General features: G+C 71.0%; 16 protein-coding genes. 4 read left to right on the top strand and 12 right to left on the bottom strand.

Annotation, left to right across the window (positions count from 1 at the left end; translation table 11 throughout):
- Nucleotides 1-12: 12 nt before the first annotated feature.
- The 5 genes from BJK06_RS15550 to BJK06_RS15530 form a co-directional block, all read right to left on the bottom strand.
- On the bottom strand, nt 13-1,782 hold the full coding sequence (locus BJK06_RS15550; protein WP_083295312.1) for a penicillin-binding protein 2: 1,770 nt from the start codon (nt 1,780-1,782) through the stop codon (nt 13-15).
- Nucleotides 1,783-1,839: 57 nt separating this feature from the next.
- A complete protein-coding gene (locus BJK06_RS15545) occupies nt 1,840-2,493 on the bottom strand; it encodes a hypothetical protein (protein ID WP_070418648.1) in 654 nt (217 codons plus the stop codon).
- Nucleotide 2,494: 1 nt separating this feature from the next.
- On the bottom strand, nt 2,495-3,460 hold the full coding sequence (rsmH, locus tag BJK06_RS15540) for a 16S rRNA (cytosine(1402)-N(4))-methyltransferase RsmH (protein ID WP_175473627.1): 966 nt from the start codon (nt 3,458-3,460) through the stop codon (nt 2,495-2,497).
- A 106-nt stretch (nt 3,461-3,566) separates the two neighbouring features.
- Nucleotides 3,567-3,998, bottom strand: coding sequence for a division/cell wall cluster transcriptional repressor MraZ (gene mraZ / locus BJK06_RS15535; protein ID WP_022906684.1), 432 nt, complete (start codon nt 3,996-3,998; stop codon nt 3,567-3,569).
- 782 nt (nt 3,999-4,780) lie between these two features.
- A complete protein-coding gene (locus BJK06_RS15530; RefSeq protein ID WP_070418646.1) occupies nt 4,781-5,176 on the bottom strand; it encodes a DUF3040 domain-containing protein in 396 nt (131 codons plus the stop codon).
- A gap of 83 nt (nt 5,177-5,259) precedes the next feature.
- Between BJK06_RS15530 and BJK06_RS15525 the strand changes: the two genes are divergently transcribed.
- Nucleotides 5,260-6,378: a polyprenyl synthetase family protein gene (locus BJK06_RS15525; protein ID WP_070418645.1), complete on the top strand. Its 1,119-nt coding sequence runs from the start codon at nt 5,260-5,262 to the stop codon at nt 6,376-6,378.
- Nucleotides 6,379-6,450: 72 nt separating this feature from the next.
- Here the strand turns inward: BJK06_RS15525 and BJK06_RS15520 are convergent, their stop codons facing one another.
- Nucleotides 6,451-6,816 carry an Rv2175c family DNA-binding protein gene (locus BJK06_RS15520; protein WP_070418644.1) on the bottom strand — a complete coding sequence of 122 codons (366 nt, stop codon included), beginning with the start codon at nt 6,814-6,816 and terminating at the stop codon, nt 6,451-6,453.
- A gap of 163 nt (nt 6,817-6,979) precedes the next feature.
- Between BJK06_RS15520 and BJK06_RS15515 the strand changes: the two genes are divergently transcribed.
- Together BJK06_RS15515 and pknB are read left to right on the top strand one after the other, a co-directional pair.
- Nucleotides 6,980-8,212, top strand: a complete 1,233-nt coding sequence (locus tag BJK06_RS15515; RefSeq protein WP_258027650.1) for a LysM peptidoglycan-binding domain-containing protein — start codon at nt 6,980-6,982, stop codon at nt 8,210-8,212.
- Nucleotides 8,213-8,348: 136 nt separating this feature from the next.
- Nucleotides 8,349-10,373 (top strand): Stk1 family PASTA domain-containing Ser/Thr kinase, encoded by a 2,025-nt coding sequence (pknB, locus tag BJK06_RS15510; RefSeq protein WP_070419533.1) that lies wholly within the window; start codon nt 8,349-8,351, stop codon nt 10,371-10,373.
- 142 nt (nt 10,374-10,515) lie between these two features.
- Here pknB and BJK06_RS15505 read toward each other — a convergent pair whose 3' ends face one another.
- The 3 genes from BJK06_RS15505 to BJK06_RS15495 all read right to left on the bottom strand — a co-directional run bounded on the left by BJK06_RS15505 (nt 10,516) and on the right by BJK06_RS15495 (nt 13,683).
- On the bottom strand, nt 10,516-11,859 hold the full coding sequence (locus BJK06_RS15505; RefSeq protein ID WP_092387865.1) for a class II 3-deoxy-7-phosphoheptulonate synthase: 1,344 nt from the start codon (nt 11,857-11,859) through the stop codon (nt 10,516-10,518).
- A 97-nt stretch (nt 11,860-11,956) separates the two neighbouring features.
- Nucleotides 11,957-12,697 carry a 1-acyl-sn-glycerol-3-phosphate acyltransferase gene (locus BJK06_RS15500; protein ID WP_070418642.1) on the bottom strand — a complete coding sequence of 247 codons (741 nt, stop codon included), beginning with the start codon at nt 12,695-12,697 and terminating at the stop codon, nt 11,957-11,959.
- Between the two features lie 32 nt (nt 12,698-12,729).
- Nucleotides 12,730-13,683 carry an ROK family glucokinase gene (locus BJK06_RS15495; RefSeq protein WP_070418641.1) on the bottom strand — a complete coding sequence of 318 codons (954 nt, stop codon included), beginning with the start codon at nt 13,681-13,683 and terminating at the stop codon, nt 12,730-12,732.
- A gap of 121 nt (nt 13,684-13,804) precedes the next feature.
- Between BJK06_RS15495 and BJK06_RS15490 the strand changes: the two genes are divergently transcribed.
- On the top strand, nt 13,805-15,649 hold the full coding sequence (locus BJK06_RS15490; RefSeq protein ID WP_070418640.1) for a long-chain fatty acid--CoA ligase: 1,845 nt from the start codon (nt 13,805-13,807) through the stop codon (nt 15,647-15,649).
- 111 nt (nt 15,650-15,760) lie between these two features.
- On the opposite strand, the gene BJK06_RS19095 is transcribed toward BJK06_RS15490, so the two are convergent.
- From BJK06_RS19095 to BJK06_RS15480, 3 genes are all read right to left on the bottom strand, one after another.
- Nucleotides 15,761-15,892, bottom strand: coding sequence for a hypothetical protein (locus BJK06_RS19095; protein WP_258027649.1), 132 nt, complete (start codon nt 15,890-15,892; stop codon nt 15,761-15,763).
- A gap of 110 nt (nt 15,893-16,002) precedes the next feature.
- Nucleotides 16,003-17,880 (bottom strand): hypothetical protein, encoded by a 1,878-nt coding sequence (locus tag BJK06_RS15485; RefSeq protein ID WP_070418639.1) that lies wholly within the window; start codon nt 17,878-17,880, stop codon nt 16,003-16,005.
- A 100-nt stretch (nt 17,881-17,980) separates the two neighbouring features.
- A complete protein-coding gene (locus tag BJK06_RS15480; protein WP_070418638.1) occupies nt 17,981-18,484 on the bottom strand; it encodes a peptide deformylase in 504 nt (167 codons plus the stop codon).
- Between the last annotated feature and the right edge of the window lies 1 nt (nt 18,485).

Genomic DNA, 18,485 nt, shown 5'->3' with positions numbered 1-18,485 from the left:
GCTCCTTCTTCCTCACCACGTGGTCGGGTAGGTCTTCGCCGGCGTCGTGGAGGGGGCTACTCGGTACTTCTCGAGCACCTGGGACATGAGAGTTCGGAACGCCGGAGCCGCTCCGCTGGACCACTTGTTGGCCTGCGGCTTCGTGAACGTCACCGTGACAACATACTGGGGGTCCTCGGCGGGTGCCATTCCGGCCACCGAGGTGATGCGCTGGCCGCCGTAGCCCTTCGACCCCTCGGCGACCTCGGCGGTGCCGGTCTTCGCGGCGATGTTGTAGCCGGAGATCGGCTTCATCCCCACGAGGGTGCCGCCGGTGACCACGCTCTGCAGCATGTCCGTCACCTGCGTCGCGGCGTTCGCGGACACGACGCGCGTCGGCTGCACGTCGGGCGCGTCGATCGTCTTGCCGTCGGCGGTCTCGCAGCCCTTGACGAGGTGCAGCGGGATCCGGACGCCGTCGTTCGCCAGGGTCTGGAAGATGCTGGCCACCTGGATCGCGGTCGTCGAGATGCCCTGGCCGAACATCGAGTTGATGTTCGTCTGCTGGTCCCAGTTCGGGCTCGTGCCGTAGTCCATCGACGGCTGGCCCGGGTAGTCGATCGCCGACTCGGGCTCGAACAGGCCGAACTTCTGCATGTAGTCGTACCGCTGCTGGGCGGTCAGGCGTTCCCCGAGCTCGGTGATCCCGACGTTCGAGGAGTTCTGCAGGATCCCCGTGAGCGTGAGGTTCTCGGTGTCGTGGAACTCGGAGTCGTGGATCGACCCGCCCCACGGGAACGAGCGCGTGTACGGCACGACGGCCTGGTCGGTCGGACTCGACTTGCCCTGGTCGATGAGGGCGGCGGCGATGGCGGCCTTGATCGTTGACCCGGGCTCGTACGTGGCCGTGAGGGCCCGGGAGCCGAATGCACCCTTGTCGGTCGTGCCGTCGACGTTGTTCGGGTCGACCGTCGGGTAGTCCGCGACGGCCAGGAGTTCGCCGGTCTTCACGCTCGTGACGGTCGCCGTCGCCGACTCGGCCTGCAGGGACTTCGCGGCGGACGCGATCGTCTGCTCGGCCATGTACTGCAGGTCGCTGTCGATCGTGGTCTCGACGGTCCCGCCGTCCTTGGCTTCCTTCGTGGTCACGGTGCTGCCCGGGAGCTGGACACCGTCGGACCCGCGCTCGTACGTCTCGGATCCGTTCGACCCGGCCAGGCACTTGTCGTAGGCGTACTCGAGGCCGGCCTGGGCGCCGTCGGTGCCCATGAAGCCGGTGATGTTGCCGGCCGTCGCACCCGTCGGGTACACCCGTGACGCCTGCTGCTCCTTGTAGATCCAGGGGATGTCGAGCGCGGTCACCGCCTCGTAGTGCTTCACGTCGAGGCCCTTGACGAGGTAGGCGAAGTCGGACCGCGGGTTGGCCGCGATGTTCTTCTGCATGGTGGCGACGTCACCGCCCGACGCCTTCGCCAGTGCCGTCAGCGCCTGGTCGACCGAGACGTCCTTCACCCGGGTGCCGCCGAGCTTGCCCTCGAACTTCTTGACCAGGCGTGGCGCGGTCGTGATGTTGTACCGGGTGACGCTGTCGGCGAGCTCGGTCCCGTTGCGGTCCACGATCGACCCTCGGGTGCCGTAGATCGTGACGGGGATGCTCCGCTTCTCCTTCGACAGCTCGTTGAGCGCGGCGGCCTGGACCACCTGGATGTCGACGAGGCGGATCACGAAGACCGCCACGAGGGCGATCACGGCGATCATCACGACGCTGTAGCGGAGTCGTCGGCTGCGGATCGTCTTCGTCACGCGGTGCGGTCCTTCCCGGGGTGGAGCGGTCGTGCGGCAGGGCCCCCGGCCCGCAGGTCACCGGGTGGACGGGGCCTGGAGCTGGTTCGGGTCGGACTCTACGTCGGCCGTCGAGGAAGCCCCGGCCGACGCGCTGGCGCCTGCGGTCTTCCCAGCGTCCGCCGCGGCGGCGTCACTGCCCGCCGTGGGCCCGCTCTCCTTGCTGGTGGAGGTGTCGCCTTGCTTCGCGGCGAGCGGCACTTCGTCCAGCAGCGAGTTCGGGACCTGGTTCGAGGTCGCCGCCGTGGCCTGGTCCGCGACCGCCGGGGTCGGCGTGCCGTACACGCGGCCGGTCTTCGGGTCGAGGTACACCGGCGTCGAGTTCGCGATCATGCCGAGTGCCTGCGCGTTGCGGGCCAGGTTCTGCGGCGAGTCGAGGACCCGCAGCTCCTCGGACAGCGACTGCTGCGTGCGGGAGAGGTTCGTCTGCTCCGCGCTGAGGGAGTTCAGCGTGTACGCGCCCTGGCTGAGGACCATGCTGATGCCGAGCTGCGCGAGGAGCAGGATGCCGAGGGCGGCCACCGCCACCACGGCGTACGCGATGCGTGGGCGGGCACGGCGCTGGGCCTTCGTCGGGGTGACCTCGACGAGCTCCGGCCGGTTCTGCCGCGTCGGACGCGGGGCGCGGGACGGGACGACGGCGGGGTCGACGAGTGCGAGGTTCGTGCTCATGTCACTTCCGGATCCGCTCGGCCGCGCGCAGGCGCACGGGGGTTGCTCGTGGGTTGGCGGCGCGTTCGGCCTCGTCGGCCAGCTCGGCGCCCTTGACGACCAGTTCGTACGTCGGCCGGTGCTCGGGCAGTTCGACCGGCAGGCCAGCGGGTGCGCTCGACTTCGTCCGTGCGGTCAGCGCCCGCTTGACGATGCGGTCCTCGAGCGACTGGTACGACTCGACGACGATGCGGCCACCGACCGCGATGGCGTCGAGCGCTGCCGGGATCGCCCGTTCGAGGACGCTCAGTTCGGCGTTCACCTCGATGCGCAGCGCCTGGAACACGCGCTTCGCGGGGTGTCCCTGGCGCTGGATGGCCACCGGGGTCGCGTCGTGCAGGACCTGGACGAGGTCGCCGGACATCTCGAACGGGGCGGTCGCCCGTCGCTCGACGATCGCCCGGGCGTAGCGTCCGGCGAGCTTCTCCTCGCCGTAGCGCTGGAAGATCCGGCGGAGCTCGCCCTCGTCGTAGGTGGCGAGGACGTCGGCGGCGGTCTGCCCCTCGGTCCGGTCCATCCGCATGTCGAGCGGTGCGTCCTGGCTGTACGCGAAGCCGCGCTCGGCCCGGTCGAGCTGCAGGGAGCTGACGCCGAGGTCGAACAGGACGCCGTCGACCTCGTCGAACCCCTCGCCCTCGATCGCGTCGACGATGCCGTCGTAGACCGTGTGCACCAGGCGGACGCGGTCACCGAAGCGGGCGAGCCGCTCCCCCGCGATGCCGAGCGCGTCGGTGTCGCGGTCGAGGCCGATGAGCGTCAGCTCCGGGAAGCGCTCGAGCAGCCCCTCGGAGTGACCGCCCATGCCGAGCGTCGCGTCGACCACGACCTTGCCCGGCCCCTCGAGGGTGGGCGTGAAGAGGTCGACGATGCGTTCGAGCATCACCGGGGTGTGGGGGAAGCGCTGTGCGCCCGTCTCGTTCTCGGCCATGTGCAGCCCCTCGTCCTCCGGGCCGCGGGTCCGGATCCCCATCCATGCGACCTGACACCGGGGAAGGGGTGTCAGGGATGCACGGCTGGGAGTCCCGATCCACGGATCAGAAGATCCCCGGGATCACCTCCTCGTCGTTGTCGGCGAAGCCCTCTTCGACTTCTGCGTAGTAGGCCTCCCACGCGGGGGTCGACCAGATCTCGGCACGGTCACCGGAGCCGATGACCGTCAGGTCCCGCTCGAGCCCCGCGTACTCGCGGAGGTTCTGCGGGATGGTGACGCGGTTCTGCTTGTCGGGCTGTTCCGCGCTCGCTCCGGAGAGGAACAGGCGCATGTAGTCCCGGGTGCGCTTCGAGGTCATCGGTGCGGTGCGGATGCGCTCGTGCAGTTGCTCGAACGTGTCCGCGCTGAAGACGACGACGCAGCGCTCCTGCCCGCGGGTCATCACGAGGCCCCCGGACAGTTCGTCCCGGAACTTGGCGGGGAGGATCACGCGACCCTTCTCGTCGAGCTTCGGGGCATGGGTACCGAGCAGCACGTCGGGCCTCCCCTCCGCTCCACCGGACCGTTGTGTCCCCCACTTTACTCCACTCCCCTCCCCAGAGTGCGGAAATCATTCCCGGAATCGCCGTCGTGCCCTGTTTTGGGGTCGATGGAGGCTCAGTTCCGGCGTCCCTGGGCGCGGAGAGGCCCGGTTCTACGGCGATCGAGGACCCGGTGGAGGGATGTGGAGCACGTGGAGGGAAGTGGAGGACTTCCACAGCCTCGGGGCGCCCTCCCGCGGCGCGGCGGCGGCTCCCGCCGCTCGTGCCGCTCGTGCCGCTCGTCGAGCGGGCGGAATCGGTCGCTCGGCGGCGCCGAGCGGGCCGTTTCGCGCTCGCTCGACGACGGACCGGCGGCGTGTTGCGCCCGTTCAGCGGGCACCTGCGTGACGGGAGGCGCGGTGCGGCGCCGACCCGCGCCTCCCGACCGATGGCACGCACCGCCTCGCCCCAGCGGTCACGACCCGCCGCGCGCGGACCGCCGAGCGGGCGGGATCGGCCGGCGCGCGGGCTCGAGCGGGACGTGTTTCGCCCGCTCGGCACCTCCGGACGGCTGTTCCGGATCGCGAGCACCGGGCGAGGTTCCACGACTCGCCGAACGGTCGACGCCGAGGTCCCGGGAACTGCCGCTCCGGGCGGCCGAGATGCCACGATCGTGGAACCTCGCCAGCCGCGACCGCCCTGGTGCCCGCCCACCCAGGCCACCCCGCCCCCCCCCAGACGCACGAAACGGGGCCGGCCCCGAAGGACCGACCCCGTGGAGGAGGGTGGAGGGCTGCTAGCCCTGGTTGTCGTTCCGCTTGTCCCAGCGGTCGTTCATCCGATCCATGAAGGACCCGCCGCCGCCCTGACTCGGCCGCGAAGCTCCGCCCGTCGACGGCTTGCCGGCCCGAGGCGCCTTCGCCTTGGGGGCTCGCATACCGGGACGCAGCGCGAAGAGGACTCCGGCCAGCATCACGACGAAGCCGAGGATCCCGATGAGCGGCTGGCGCATGACCAACCCGACGATGACGATGGCGACGCCGGCGAGTGCTCCGAGCACCCCGAGCGTGATCGACGTGTACGTCGGACGACCCTGGCGACGCGTGACACGCGCGACGAAGTCGGAGTCATTCTGGTAGAGGCTGCGCTCCATCTCTTCGAGGAGGCGCTGCTCTTGCTCCGAGAGTGGCATCTTTGTTCCCTCTGTTCCTGGGATCGACGCGTGGTTGAGGTGGACCGAGTCTACGACTCGACCGCTCCACTAGGGTAGGGAGTGTGGCTGAGAGTACGCGATTAGTGGACCTCGTGTCGGCGCGGATCGATCGAGCGCTGGACGACCAACGGGAACGGCTCGCCGCGATCAGTCCGGACCTGGCTCCGTTCGACCAGTACGCGCGGGATCTGCTCTCCGGGGGCAAGCGGTTCCGGGCACTGTTCTGCTACTGGGGCTGGCAGTCCGTCGCGGGGCGGTCGGGCTCGTTCGACCCGCTCGGCGAGGGGTCCCGGCAGACCACGGCCGAGGCGATCGTCACGGTCGCGGCCGCGCTCGAGATCTTCCACGCCGCGGCGCTCGTCCACGACGACATCATGGACCGCTCGGACACCCGTCGCGGGCGTCCGGCAGCGCACCGCCGGTTCGAGTCCCTGCACGAGGAGTCGGGCTGGGTCGGCGACCGGGCGCTGTACGGCACGAACTCGGCCCTGCTGCTCGGCGACCTCCTGCTCTCCCTGAGCGACTCGGTCTTCGACGAGGGGCTCGCCCTGCTCGACCCCGCGCGGGGTCGCATCGTCCGCCAGGAGTTCCACACCATGCGCCTCGACGTCACGGCGGGGCAGTACCTCGACGTGCACGAGGAGACCGCCTGGCCGACCATCGACGAGGACGAGCACCTCGTCCGGGCCCAGCGCGTCATCGTCTTCAAGTCCGCGAAGTACTCGATCGAGGCCCCGCTCGTGATCGGTGCCCTCGTGGCCGGGGCATCGGACGCGCAGCTCGAGGGGCTCCGGGCGTTCGGCCTCCCCCTCGGCGTGGCGTACCAACTCCGCGACGACATGCTCGGCGTCTTCGGCGACCCCGAGGTCACCGGCAAGCCCGCCGGCGACGACCTGCGCGAGGGCAAGCGCACCGTCCTCATCGCCTCGGCCCGCAAGGCGTTGCCGAGTGGTCCCCGGCAGTTGCTCGACGAGCTCCTGGGCGACCCGGACCTCGACGAGGCGCAGGTGCAGATGCTCCGCGCGACGCTCACCGAGTCCGGTGCGGTCGCCGCCGTCGAGCGGTCGATCGAGCGGCACGTGCAGCGCGCGAAGGCCGCCATCGAGGCGGCACCGCTGACGCCGTCGGCGCGCGAGCAGCTCGTCGCGCTTGCCGACACGGTCAGCCGCCGCTCCGCGTAGACGCCCCCACCTGCATGCCAGGAGGGACAGTGCGGGCTGGCACCGCGCCTCCTGGACCCGACGTGGGAACCGCTAGAGCAGCGACTGGGCGACGCGACGCACCTCGGCCTTGCGGCCGGCGCGCAGCGCGGCGATCGGCGAGGTGCCCATCGCGTCGTCGACGGAGAGCATCCAGCGGACGGCCTCGTCGTCGGTGAAGCCGTTGTCGGACAGGACGATGAGCGTCCCGCGCAGTTCCGGCAGGGGCTCGGTGTCGTCGAGGAACTCGCTCGGCACGCGGAGGACACCGTCGATGCGCGCGGCCAGCAGCGCCTTCTGCTCGAAGAGCCGGTGGACGCGTCCGGGGCTCACCCCGAGCAGGTCCACCAGGTCGGGGACGGTCAGCCATCGCTCGGAAAGGGTCGTGTCGTCGATGGGTGCAGCACTCACAGGCCCCATGTTGCCAGAGTGCGACGGGGCGTCACACCGACTCGTTCGTCACATTCGTCACACACGCAACATCCGACTCTCTGGTTGACTTGGGAATCACGCCATGCCAGCGTGGGAACACCTGTGAGTGCGCACGCACGTGCACCGGCTCACCGCTCGAACAGGAGACACCGTGGACAACGCTGCAGACGAAGACGCCCGGCGCGCACGATCCGCCCGGTTCGCGACCATGCCCATCGTCCTCGCGGGGACGATCGCGGTGACCGCCGGACTCACCGGCCCGGTCGCCCACGCCGAACCGCGCCACGACGACGACAACCGCAACAAGCGGCACGTCGACGAGGACCGCACGGTGACCGATCGACCGGTCTTCGAGACCGCGGTCGCCCGTCCGTCGCAGACCACCGTGACCACGGTCGCCGCCGTCTCGACGAAGGCGCCCACCACGGCTGTGCCCACGAACTACACCGTCCGTCAGGGCGACACCGTGTCGGGCATCGCCGCCCGCTACGGCCTCTCCGCGCAGGAGGTCCTCGTGCGCAACGGCCTCGGCTGGAACACGATCATCCACCCCGGGCAGACGCTGCACCTCTCCTCGACGCCGGCGGTCAGCACGGCGTCGGCGACGACCTCGGCCACGGGCAGCTACCACGTCAAGCAGGGCGACACGGTGTCCGGCATCGCCTCGCGCGTCGGTGTGTCGACCACGGCGCTCCTCAGCGCGAACAAGCTCTCCCAGCGCTCGGTGATCTACCCCGGGCAGACGCTGCGGGTGCCGACCGCGGGTGCGACGGCAGCGCCGGTGGCGGCGGTCACGTCCGCTCCGGCCTCCACCTCCGGCAGTGCGTCGTCGGCCCGGGCCGGCAGCGTGAAGATCGGGACGGGTGACACCATCGCCTCGATCGCGGCCTCGCACGGCGTGACGGTCTCGGCGCTCCTCTCGGCGAACGGACTCACCTACACGAGCACGATCTACGCCGGCAAGACGCTCGTCCTGCCGTCGTCGGGCCCCTCGCTCTCCGCCGAGCAGCGGGGCAACGCGGCGACGATCGTGGCGGTCGGCCGTTCCCTCGGGGTGTCCGACCACGGGATCGTCATCGCCCTCGCCGCGGCGATGCAGGAGTCGAGCCTGCGCAACCTCTCCCACGGGGACCGCGACTCGGTCGGGCTGTTCCAGCAGCGGCCGAGCCAGGGCTGGGGGTCGGCTGCGGCCCTGCAGGACCCGGCGACGGCGGCGAAGCGGTTCTTCACGGGCAACCCCGGGCACACCCGCGGGCTGCTCGACATCGCCGGGTGGTCGTCGATGAACGTCACGACCGCGGCGCAGGCCGTGCAGGTGTCGGCGTACCCGAAGGCGTACGCGCAGTGGGAGAAGACCGCGCAGAGCCTGCTGGCGTCGCTCTGAGCCCGGCCGCCGGGCCGTCGCGCGCGCTCGCACGCCTGGCCGCTCGGCGGAACCGAGTCATCCGCAAGATCGAGATTCGGTCACGACCGGAGCGTCAGTGCGGGTCCGTGCAGTCCCGATTCGTAGAATGCCGCCGATGACCACCAACGCCGCCACGGATCCGATGATCGGTCGCATGATCGATCACCGGTACCGCGTACGCTCCCGCATCGCGCGCGGGGGCATGGCGACCGTGTACCTGGCGACCGACGTGCGGCTCGAGCGGCGCGTCGCGATCAAGATCATGCACGGCCACCTGGCGGACGACCAGGCCTTCCGGGAGCGCTTCATCCAAGAGGCCCGGTCGGCCGCCCGGCTCTCCCACCCGAACCTCGTCGGCGTGTACGACCAGGGCGCCGAGGACGACACGGCGTACATCGTCATGGAGTACATCCCGGGCATCACGCTCCGCGACCTCCTGCAGGAACACCACGCGCTGACGCCGGAGCAGGCGACCGACATCCTCCGGGCCGTCCTCGCCGGGCTCGCCTCGGCCCACCGCGCCGGCATCGTGCACCGCGACCTCAAGCCCGAGAACGTCCTGCTCGCCGACGACGGCCGCATCAAGCTCGGCGACTTCGGTCTCGCCCGTGCGACCACGGCGAACACCGCGACGGGGGCGGCCCTGCTCGGGACGATCGCGTACCTCTCCCCCGAGCTCGTCACGCGCGGTGCCGCCGACTCCCGCAGCGACATCTACGCGCTCGGCATCATGCTCTACGAGATGCTCACCGGCGAGCAGCCCTACAAGGGCGAGCAGCCGATGCAGATCGCCTACCAGCACGCCAACGACTCGGTCCCCGCGCCGAGCGCCGCGGTCGCCGGGGTCCCGCCGGAGCTCGACGACCTCGTCGCCTGGTCCACCGCCCGCAACCCGGACGACCGGCCGCGCGACGCCCGCGAGATGCTCGACCACATGTCGGGCGACCAGCAGCGTGCCACCGGTCAGTACCGCACCGCCGTGCTGCGCCCCGAGAACGCGACCGCGATCCTCCCCGCCGGGGCCGCGACGCCGACCTCGGCAGACTCGGGCGACGCCACCACCATCCTCGAACCAGCCCAGCGCTCGTCGGCCCAGCAGCCCGGCGGCCGCGGTGGCCGGAACGCGCCGGGTCCCCGCCGGACCGGGTCGCAGCCAGGAGCCCTCTCCCCCGCCGGACAGCGGCTCGCCGACAAGTCGACCAAGCGTCGCAAGCGCGGGTGGATCATCCTCGTCGTCGTCCTCGTGCTCATGGCGATCGGCGGCTCGATCGGCTGGGCGCTCGGACCCGGACCGTGGGGCAACGTCCGCATCCCCGAGGTCACGGGCAAGTCCGTCTCGCAGGCACGACAACTCCTCGAGGCGCAGGGCCTCCACACGGCGTCGTCGACCGCGACCCGGTTCGACGCCGTCGTCGCGAAGGGCCAGGTGTCCACGACCAAGCCCGCCGCCGAGCGCGAGGTCCGCAAGGGCACCTTGGTGCAGATCGTCGTGTCGAACGGCCCGAAGATGATCGCCCTGCCGGCCATCGTCGGGCAGCCGCTCTCCACCGTCACCGCGGCGCTCGACGACGACTTCCAGCTGCAGGACGACCAGTACCAGTTCTCCGCCGACGCCCCGAAGGACACCGTCATCGCCGCGACGGGTCTCGGCACCGACGGCCAGACGATCGACCTCTCGACGGTCGAGACCTACGGCGAACGCGGCCCGGTGACGCTCACCGTCTCCCTCGGCGCGGTCCCGGACGTGGTCGGCAAGTCCGTGAGCGACGCCACGGCGACGCTCGACACGGTGGGGCTCACCCTCGGCTCGCAGGACGGCCAGTTCAGCGACGACGTGCCCGAGGGGCAGATCATGTCCGCGAAGGCCCAGGACGACCCCGTCGTACGCGGCTCCGCGATCGACGTCGTCGTGTCCAAGGGTCCGGCGCCCATCACGCTGCCCGATGTGCACGGGAAGACGATCAACGACGCCACCTCGACGCTCGACGCGCTCGGGCTCAAGGTCTCGGTGCCGGACTGCACGAACATCCTGTGCGGCTTCTACGACTGGAAGGCCTCGCTCCCCGTCCAGTCCACGGACCCGGCGGCGGGCACGACGGTGCACCGCGGCGACACGATCACGCTCGCCTACAAGCAGTAGGCGCACCGCCGACGGACGGGAGGCGCGGTGCCAGCTGGCACCGCGCCTCCCGTCCGTCGCCTGGCCGCGATCCCACGCGCTGGCCGACATCTCACGCGCGCAGCGGCCCGTGACGTGTCGCCCAGCGCGTGAGCTCGGCGCGCTACGCGCGCACGTGCGGGTGGGCGCCGAGCTCCTCGGCGACCAGGAACGCCAGCTCGAGCGACTGCATGTGGTTCAGCCGCGGGTCGCACAGGGACTCGTAGCGGGTCGCGAGGGTGGCCTCGTCGATCTGCTCCGAGCCGCCCAGGCACTCCGTGACGTCGTCACCGGTGAGCTCGACGTGCATGCCGCCCGGGTACGTGCCGACCTCGCGGTGGGCCTCGAAGAAGCCGAGCACCTCGTCCACGACGTCGTCGAACCGGCGGGTCTTGTACCCGGTCGGCGTCGTCAGGCCGTTGCCGTGCATCGGGTCCGTCACCCACAGCGGGTTGGCGTCCATGCCCTTGATCGCCTCGAGCAGCTTCGGCAGCTCGTCGCGGATCTTGCCGGCGCCCATGCGGGTGATGAACGTCAGGCGCCCCGGCTCGCGGTTCGGGTCGAGCTTGTCGACCAGGGCCTTCATGTCGTCGACCGAGGTCGTCGGGCCGAGCTTGACGCCGATCGGGTTCCGCACGCGGGACAGGAAGTCCACGTGGGCGCCGTCGAGGTCGCGGGTGCGCTCACCGATCCAGATGAAGTGTCCGGAGGTGTCGTAGGCGAGCCCGGACCGCGAGTCGATCCGGGTCATCGGGCGCTCGTAGTCCATGAGCAGCCCCTCGTGCGAGGCGTAGAACTCGACGTGCTTCAGCTCGTCGAAGTCCGCACCGCAGGCGTCCATGAATCGGATCGCGCGGTCGATCTCCTTCGCGAGGTGCTCGTACCGGGCGTTCGCCGGGTTCGACGCGAAGCCCTTGTTCCACGAGTGCACCTGGCGCAGGTCGGCGAAGCCGCCCTGCGTGAAGGCGCGGACGAGGTTCAGGGTCGACGCAGCGGTGTGGTAGCCCTGCACGAGGCGACGGGGGTCGGCCTGGCGGCTCTCCGGCGTGAAGTCGTAGCCGTTCACGATGTCGCCGCGGTAGGCGGGCAGCGTGACGTCGCCGCGGGTCTCGAAGTCGCTCGAGCGCGGCTTGGCGAACTGCCCGGCCATGCGGCCCATCTTGATGACGGGCATCGACGCACCGTAGGTGAGCACGACGGCCATCTGGAGGATGGTCTTCACACGGTCGCGGATCGAGTCCGCCGTGGCACCGGCGAAGGTCTCGGCGCAGTCGCCGCCCTGCAACAGGAACGCCTTGCCCTGGGCCGCCGACGCGAGCCGTTCACGCAGCTTGTCGACCTCGCCCGCGAAGACGAGCGGGGGCAGCGTGGCGATCTCGGCCGAGGCGGCCTCGGCCGCGCTGGCGTCCGGCCACGTGGGCTGCTGCTTGATCGGGAGCGTCCGCCAGTAGTCGAGGCCCTCGATCACGTCCGGATCCTGCAGGGCGACGAAGTCGGTCGACTCGAACAAGGGTGGTACCTCTCGAAGGGATGGCCGTCCGGGCGGATGCCGGAACCATCGAATCCTAACGTGCCGAGGTGCCCCGCCCATTCCGCGTGACCTTGCCGCGGAGGACCTGCTCGCGCGCCGTGCTCGCACGCTCCTTGACACTCGTCGCGTAGACGTCGACGTACTCCTGGCGGCTCAGCCCGGCGAGCTCGTGCATGACCTCGTCGGTGACGCTGCGGAGGATGAAGCGGTCGGTTTCGAAGCCCTCGAAGCGGGAGAAGTCGAGGGGCTTGCCGAAGACGACGCCCACGCGCTTGAACTTCGGGAAGCGCTGCCCGATCTGCTGCACCTCGCGCGTGCCGACCATGGCGACCGGGACGACGGTGACGCGCCCCTCGAGGATCATGCGGGCGATGCCGGTCCGGCCCCGGTAGAGCTTGCCGTCCGGGCTGCGGGTGCCCTCGGGGTAGATGCCGAGCTGCTCACCCCGGGCGAGGACCTGCAGGCCGGTCCGGAGCGACGCCTCGGACGCCTTGCCGCCGGAGCGGTCGATGGGGAGCTGGCCGATGGCGTTGAAGAACGTCTTCGTCGCCCAGCCCTTGAGCCCGCGACCCGTGAAGTAGTCGCTCTTCGCCAGGAACGACAGCCGGCGGTCGAGCACCGCAGGCAGGATCACCGAGTCGATGAACGAGATGTGGTTGGACGCGAAGATCACCGGTCCCTTCGCGGGGACGTGCTCACGGCCGACGACCCACGGCCGGAAGAGCGTGAGGATGAGCGGCCCGAGCAGGAAGTTCTTCAGCAGCCAGTAGGTCATCGTCGACTCCGAGACGGTGGGGTGGTGCGACCCTACGCCGTGCGGGCGTGGATCCGAGCGAGGTCGGCCGCGCCGACGACACCGGCGTCGTTGACGAGCTCGGCGATCACGAAGTCCGGCTCCGGGTGGTAGCCCCGGGCCGGCAGGTTGTTGAGGTAGGCCTGCTTGATCGGGTCGAGCAGCCGGTCCCCCGCACTCGCGACGCCGCCGCCGAAGACGAAGAGCTGCGGGTCGAGCACGGCGGACAGCGAGGCGCAGGCCTCGCCGAGGTGCCGACCGAGCCGCCGCAGGGCCGCGAGGGCACCCGGGTCGTCGGCCAGGATCAGGTCGCCGACGATGTGCCCGTCGAGCTCCCCGCCGTTGGCCGCACGGGCGTCGGCGAGCGCGGAACCGATGCCGCCGGCGTCCGCGACGTCGTTCGCCATGCGCTGCAGTGCACGACCAGAGCCGTACTGCTCGATGCAGCCGCGGGCGCCGCAGCCGCACGGGAGGCCGTTCGGCACGATCCGGAGGTGGCCGATCTCGCCACCGGTGCCGAAGCCCCCGCGGAAGAGGCGGTCCTCGGTGACGATCGCACCGCCGACGCCGGTCCCGATCGTGAGCATGGTCATGTCGGACACGAGCCGACCGGCACCGAAGCGGAACTCCGCCCAGCCCGCCGCGTTGGCGTCGTTGTCGACGGTGATGTGCAGGTCACCGATGCGCTGCTGCAGCTTCTGGCGCAGCGGCTCGTTCCGCCACCGGATGTTCGGCGTGTAGTAGACGATCGACTGCGAGGCGTCGATGAAGCCCGGCGCGGCGACGCCCACCGCGCTGACCTCGTTCGCGGCGCGCAGTCGCGAGACCATCGCGACCACGTCGTCGAGCATGGCGTCCGGGTCCGCAGCGTTGGTGGCCACCCGGTCCTCGGCGACGATCTCGCCCAGTTCCGTGACGACCGCTCCCGCGATCTTGGTGCCCCCGATGTCGATTCCGATGGCGTGCACGAGGAACGAGCCTACCGGTTCCCTGCGTCCACACGGAACGCTCGACACCGCGCCCTATGCTGGCGGTGTCGCCTCGACGATGAGGCGCACTCGAATCGAACCGGCCGACAAGGGAGTCACCGTGAACGATCAGCGGCACCCAACACCGATCACCGCACCCGACCACGGCTCGGCTGCCCGACTGCTCTCCGAGCGGGCGCGGGCGACACCGGACCGTCCGATCCTCGCCGAGCGCCGCGGCGACACCTGGACCCCGATCAGCGCGGCCGACGTCGAACGTCGGGTCCGCGGGATCGCGAAGGGCTTCGTCGCTGCGGGCCTCGAGCCCGGCGCGCACGTGGCGATCCTGTCGCGCACCCGCCTCGAGTGGACGCTCGTCGACTTCGCCGTGTGGACCGCAGGCCTCGTGTCGATCCCGGTCTACGAGACCAGCTCCCCCGACCAGGTGCGCTGGATCCTCTCCGACTCCGAGGCCGTCGCGATCGTCGTCGAGCAGGAGGAGCACGCCCGCCGTGTCGCGTCGATCGCACCGGACCTGCCGCACCTCGGCCAGCACTGGACGATCGACGGCGGCGGGCTCGACGACCTCGTCCGCCTCGGCGAGGACGTCACCGACGCCGAGCTCGACGCCCGCACCGTCGACGTGCACGGCCACGACGACGCCACGATCATCTACACCTCGGGGACGACGGGCCGGCCGAAGGGCTGCGTGCTCCGGCACGACAACTTCACCGCGACCGTGGAGGGCGCGTCGGAGGCGATGCCCGAGGTCGTCGCCGACGACGCCTCGACGCTGCTGTTCATCCCGATGGCCCACGTCTTCGCCCGGTTCATCGCGGTGATGTCCGTCTCCGCGGGCGTCCTCGTCGGCCACGAGCCGGACACGAAGGACCTCATGCACGCGGTGTCGACGTTCAAGCCGTCGTTCCTGCTCGCCGTCCCGCGCGTGTTCGAGAAGATCTACAACTCCGCCGAGCAGAAGGCCGACCTCGGGGGCAAGGGGCGGATCTTCCGCGCCGCCGCGAAGACCGCGGTCGCGCACTCCGAGGCACTCGCGAGCGGGAAGGTCCCGCTCGGACTCGCCCTCCGGTTCAAGCTCTTCGACCGGCTCGTCTACGCCAAGCTCCGCGACGCGATGGGCGGCCGCGTCCGCTACGCCGTGAGCGGTTCGGCACCGCTCTCCCCGCGGCTGTCGCACTTCTTCCGGTCGATCGGGGTGCTCATCCTCGAGGGGTACGGCCTCACCGAGACGACCGCCCCCGCGACCGTGAACCGAGCCGGGGAGCTCCGGATCGGCAGTGTCGGCCGCGCGCTCCCGGGCGTCGAGATCCGGATCGCCGAGGACGACGAGATCCTCATCCGCGGCGTCGACGTCTTCGACCGCTACTGGCGGAACGACGAGGCCACCGCGAAGGCCCTCGTCGACGGCTGGTTCCGGACCGGCGACCTCGGCCGGCTCGACACCGGGGGCGTCCTCACCGTGACCGGCCGCGCCAAGGAGCTCATCGTCACAGCCAGCGGCAAGAACGTCGCACCGGCACCGCTCGAGGACGGCATCCGCGAGCACCCGCTCATCGGACAGGTCGTCGTCGTCGGCGAGGGCAAGCCCTTCGTCGCCGCCCTCGTCACGCTCGACCGGGACATGCTCGCCGGCTGGTGCGAGACGCGCGGGATCACCCCGGCGCTCACCGCGCACGAGGCCGCCTACGACGAGCGGGTCCACCAGGCCGTGCAGGAAGCGATCGACGCCGCCAACCAGCGCGTGTCACGTGCCGAGTCGGTCCGGTCGTTCACGGTGCTCGACACCGACCTCACCGAGGCATCGGGGCACCTCACGCCGAAGCTGACGATCAAGCGCGCGGTCGTCCTGAAGGACTTCGCCGCCGACGTCGAGCACATCTACTCGGGGTCGAAGGTGCAGACCACCGCGACGCCCGTCGTCGAGGGTCGCCGCCGCCGGGGCTAGCTCCGCGACGCGTGCCAGGAGGCGCGGTGCCGGTCTCGTGGACCGGCACCGCGCCTCCTGTGCGTCACCCTGCGCGCGGGGCGCGACCCGTGGTCGCGTCCGCCCGCGCGCTCAGCGCTCCTGCGGTTGCTGCGTCTCCGGAGCGTCGAGGACGGCCGTCGAGGAGGTCGTGACCTGGACCTCGGTGGGGCGACGGTTGGTGCGGGTGCGGTGCGAGCTGAGCTCGTCGTTCTGTGCGGTCATGGGGATGTCCTGGGGGTGTGGGAAACGGTGTCGGTGGGAAGCCGACGGCGATACGGTACCTCTTCGTCAGGACAAAGCGACAATCCCACGTTGGGGTGTCACCACGGCGTTCACGGAACGCGGACGGTCCGGCATCCGAGGTCGGTCTCGGGCATGCCCGAGCCGGCGCCGCCGGCGGTCGTGCAGAGGGTGTGCGACCCGCTCGCCAGCGGGACCGCGAAGCGGTAGCCGGAGCCGATCGGTGCGTCCGGATGCACCTTCCGGACGTCGTTCCGGGTGAGGCCGGTCGTGCCGGTCGCGAGGACCCGCCCGGCCTCGGCGACGCGGATCGTCAGCGGCCGGGTCGTGTCCGGGTCGTAGGCCCAGCCCGCGACCGTGACCCCCGTCGCGGTGGCCGCCGGTGCCTGGTCGTGCCCGCGCGGGTCGTGGGCGCCCACCGGGGCCGCCGACATCCGGACGGGCGCCGCGGAGGTGCTCGTCGCGGTCGAGCCGTCCGGGTGCCGGAGCGTGACGGTCGCGTGGTAGCTGCCCGCCGGCAGTGAGCCGAGGACGAACGGCACGCTGTTCGCACCCTTCGTCACGGCCACGCCGTCCACCAGCACGCGCTTCGTCGTCGTGCCGTCGCGCGTCACGGTGACCTTCGCGGTCGTCCCGGCGGTCCAGGCGGCGTCGTGGAAGCCGATGCGCGTCCACCCGTTGGCTGCCGGGTCCGCGCGGAGGTGGAACGACTTGAGGTGCCAGACGGCGGCGCCGCGGTCCTCGTTCGGGTCCCAGCGGAGGCTCGTGACGACCTGCTTCCACCCGGGGCTGCCCTTCGGCATCGTCTCGTCGAGGGGGTTCGTCGCCGCGAGGTCGATGCGGTTCTCGCCCGACTCGTTCGGGCCGACCGGGGTGGCGTTGGCGCCGGAGAAGGTCAGGACGTCGTTGCTGACCTGCAGGCCCTTCGCGCCGCGGACCGACCACACCAGGCGCGCCATCTTCCCGCCGCCGGGGGCGTTCCTCAGGTCGTAGGCGCCGTCGTACGACATCGACCAGGACAGCCAGTGGTACTGCTTGCCGTCGAAGGCCGACACCGGGAACACGACCTCGGGGTCGCGCACGATCGGGCCGGCGTTCTGCGCGGTGAGGCCGACGGAGCTCCAGCTGCGGAACCGGGCGTTCTTCAGCGTGACGCCGCGCCCGGCGACGCCGTTCGTCAGGACCCAGGAGCGCCCGCGCTGGACGGCCGCGAGGTCCTTGCCCTGGTCGGGGTTCGGGCTGTCCATGACCGCGATCGGTCGGGCGACGACCCGGAAGGTGCCGTAGTCGCCCGCCGGCAGGGCGTCCTGCGGGGCGGAGCCGCCGTGGAGCCGGGTCCAGTCGATGCTGACCTTCCCGCTCGGGCTCTCGCCGGTGTGGACGACGATCGGCTGCACGCGGAGCAGCGTCGGCTTCGAACCGGTCCAGGGGACGTGCCCGCCCATGACGGACTTGCCGGTGAGGTCGACGTCGATGACGTGGTTCCCCTTCTCGACCTTCGCCGTCACGCCGCCCATGCAGCTGAGCGATCGTGCTGCGCAGGTGAACCAGCTGATCGCGATCTGCCGGCCGGCGTACGGCTGGTCCATCGAGACGGAGAGGTGCGTGTAGCGCTTCGTGTCGATCGGGTGGAGGGCGCCGTCGCGGCCGTAGGGCAGCGTGCCGGGCATGGTCTCGACCGGGGAGAAGTAGGTGGAGCGCTCGAGGGTGCCGATCAGGTGGCCCTTGCTGATCGAGTAGCGGCCGTAGCCGACGCGGTCGGTGTTCTGGTCGGCGGTGTTGCTGTAGTCCCAGGGGTCGCCGAAGGTCTCGGTGGCGTAGTCGGGCGACTCGGTGTAGGTCGGCACGGTCGCGGCCGTGGCGGCGGCCGCGCTGCTCGCGGTGGTGGCCGGGCCGACGGCGGTGGCCGCGGCGACGGCGAGGACGCCGAGGACGGCGACGACGGCGCGGCGGGCTGGTCCCTGTGTCATGGTGCTCCCCTGGTCGACGCGGTCACCGTACCCAGGAGTGCGCACGCGCCTCACCCCCGAGTCAGGGTGCCGCCCGACCGAGGGTGGGCACTTCGGAGGACTAGTGGAACCAGTCCTGCGCGCGGATGTCGCGGAGCGCCTGGCGGCGGATCTCCGGGTCGAGCGTCATCACGTACACGGTGCCGTCGAGGTGGTCCACCTCGTGCTGGAGCGCCTCGGCCATGAGCCCGGTGCCCTCGAGCACGACCTCGGCCCCGTCGACGTCGACCCCGCGGACCTTCGCGTACGGGTACCGGCGCGTGGGGTACGACAGGCCGGGGACGGAGAGACAGCCCTCGTCCATGAGCTCCGGCTCCCCCGACACCTCGACGATCTCGGGGTTGAGCACGTAGCCGACCTCGCCGTCGACGTTGTACGAGAAGGCGCGCAGACCGACACCGATCTGGGGAGCGGCGACGCCGGCGCGGCCGGGCTCCTTGACGGTGTCGACGAGGTCCTGCACGAGGTCGCGGATGCCCGCGCTGCCGAGCGCGTCTGGACGGATCGGGTCGGCCGGGGACCGGAGGACGGGGTCGCCGAACAGGCGGATGGGACGGACGGTCAAT

Source organism: Curtobacterium sp. BH-2-1-1 (assembly GCF_001806325.1).
In the GTDB taxonomy this organism is placed as follows: domain Bacteria; phylum Actinomycetota; class Actinomycetes; order Actinomycetales; family Microbacteriaceae; genus Curtobacterium.
The sequence above is the reverse complement of the archived record's forward strand: the minus strand, read 5'-3'. Positions and strand labels throughout refer to the sequence as shown.

Coding starts and splice junctions, on each gene's coding strand:
- BJK06_RS19095 (WP_258027649.1), bottom strand. CDS start 15,892: ATGACCGCACAGAACGACGAGCTCAGCTCGCACCGCACCCGCACCAAC.
- BJK06_RS15500 (WP_070418642.1), bottom strand. CDS start 12,697: ATGACCTACTGGCTGCTGAAGAACTTCCTGCTCGGGCCGCTCATCCTC.
- rsmH (WP_175473627.1), bottom strand. CDS start 3,460: ATGGCCGAGAACGAGACGGGCGCACAGCGCTTCCCCCACACCCCGGTG.
- BJK06_RS15520 (WP_070418644.1), bottom strand. CDS start 6,816: ATGGGGCCTGTGAGTGCTGCACCCATCGACGACACGACCCTTTCCGAG.
- BJK06_RS15485 (WP_070418639.1), bottom strand. CDS start 17,880: ATGACACAGGGACCAGCCCGCCGCGCCGTCGTCGCCGTCCTCGGCGTC.
- pknB (WP_070419533.1), top strand. CDS start 8,349: ATGACCACCAACGCCGCCACGGATCCGATGATCGGTCGCATGATCGAT.
- BJK06_RS15530 (WP_070418646.1), bottom strand. CDS start 5,176: ATGCCACTCTCGGAGCAAGAGCAGCGCCTCCTCGAAGAGATGGAGCGC.
- BJK06_RS15545 (WP_070418648.1), bottom strand. CDS start 2,493: ATGAGCACGAACCTCGCACTCGTCGACCCCGCCGTCGTCCCGTCCCGC.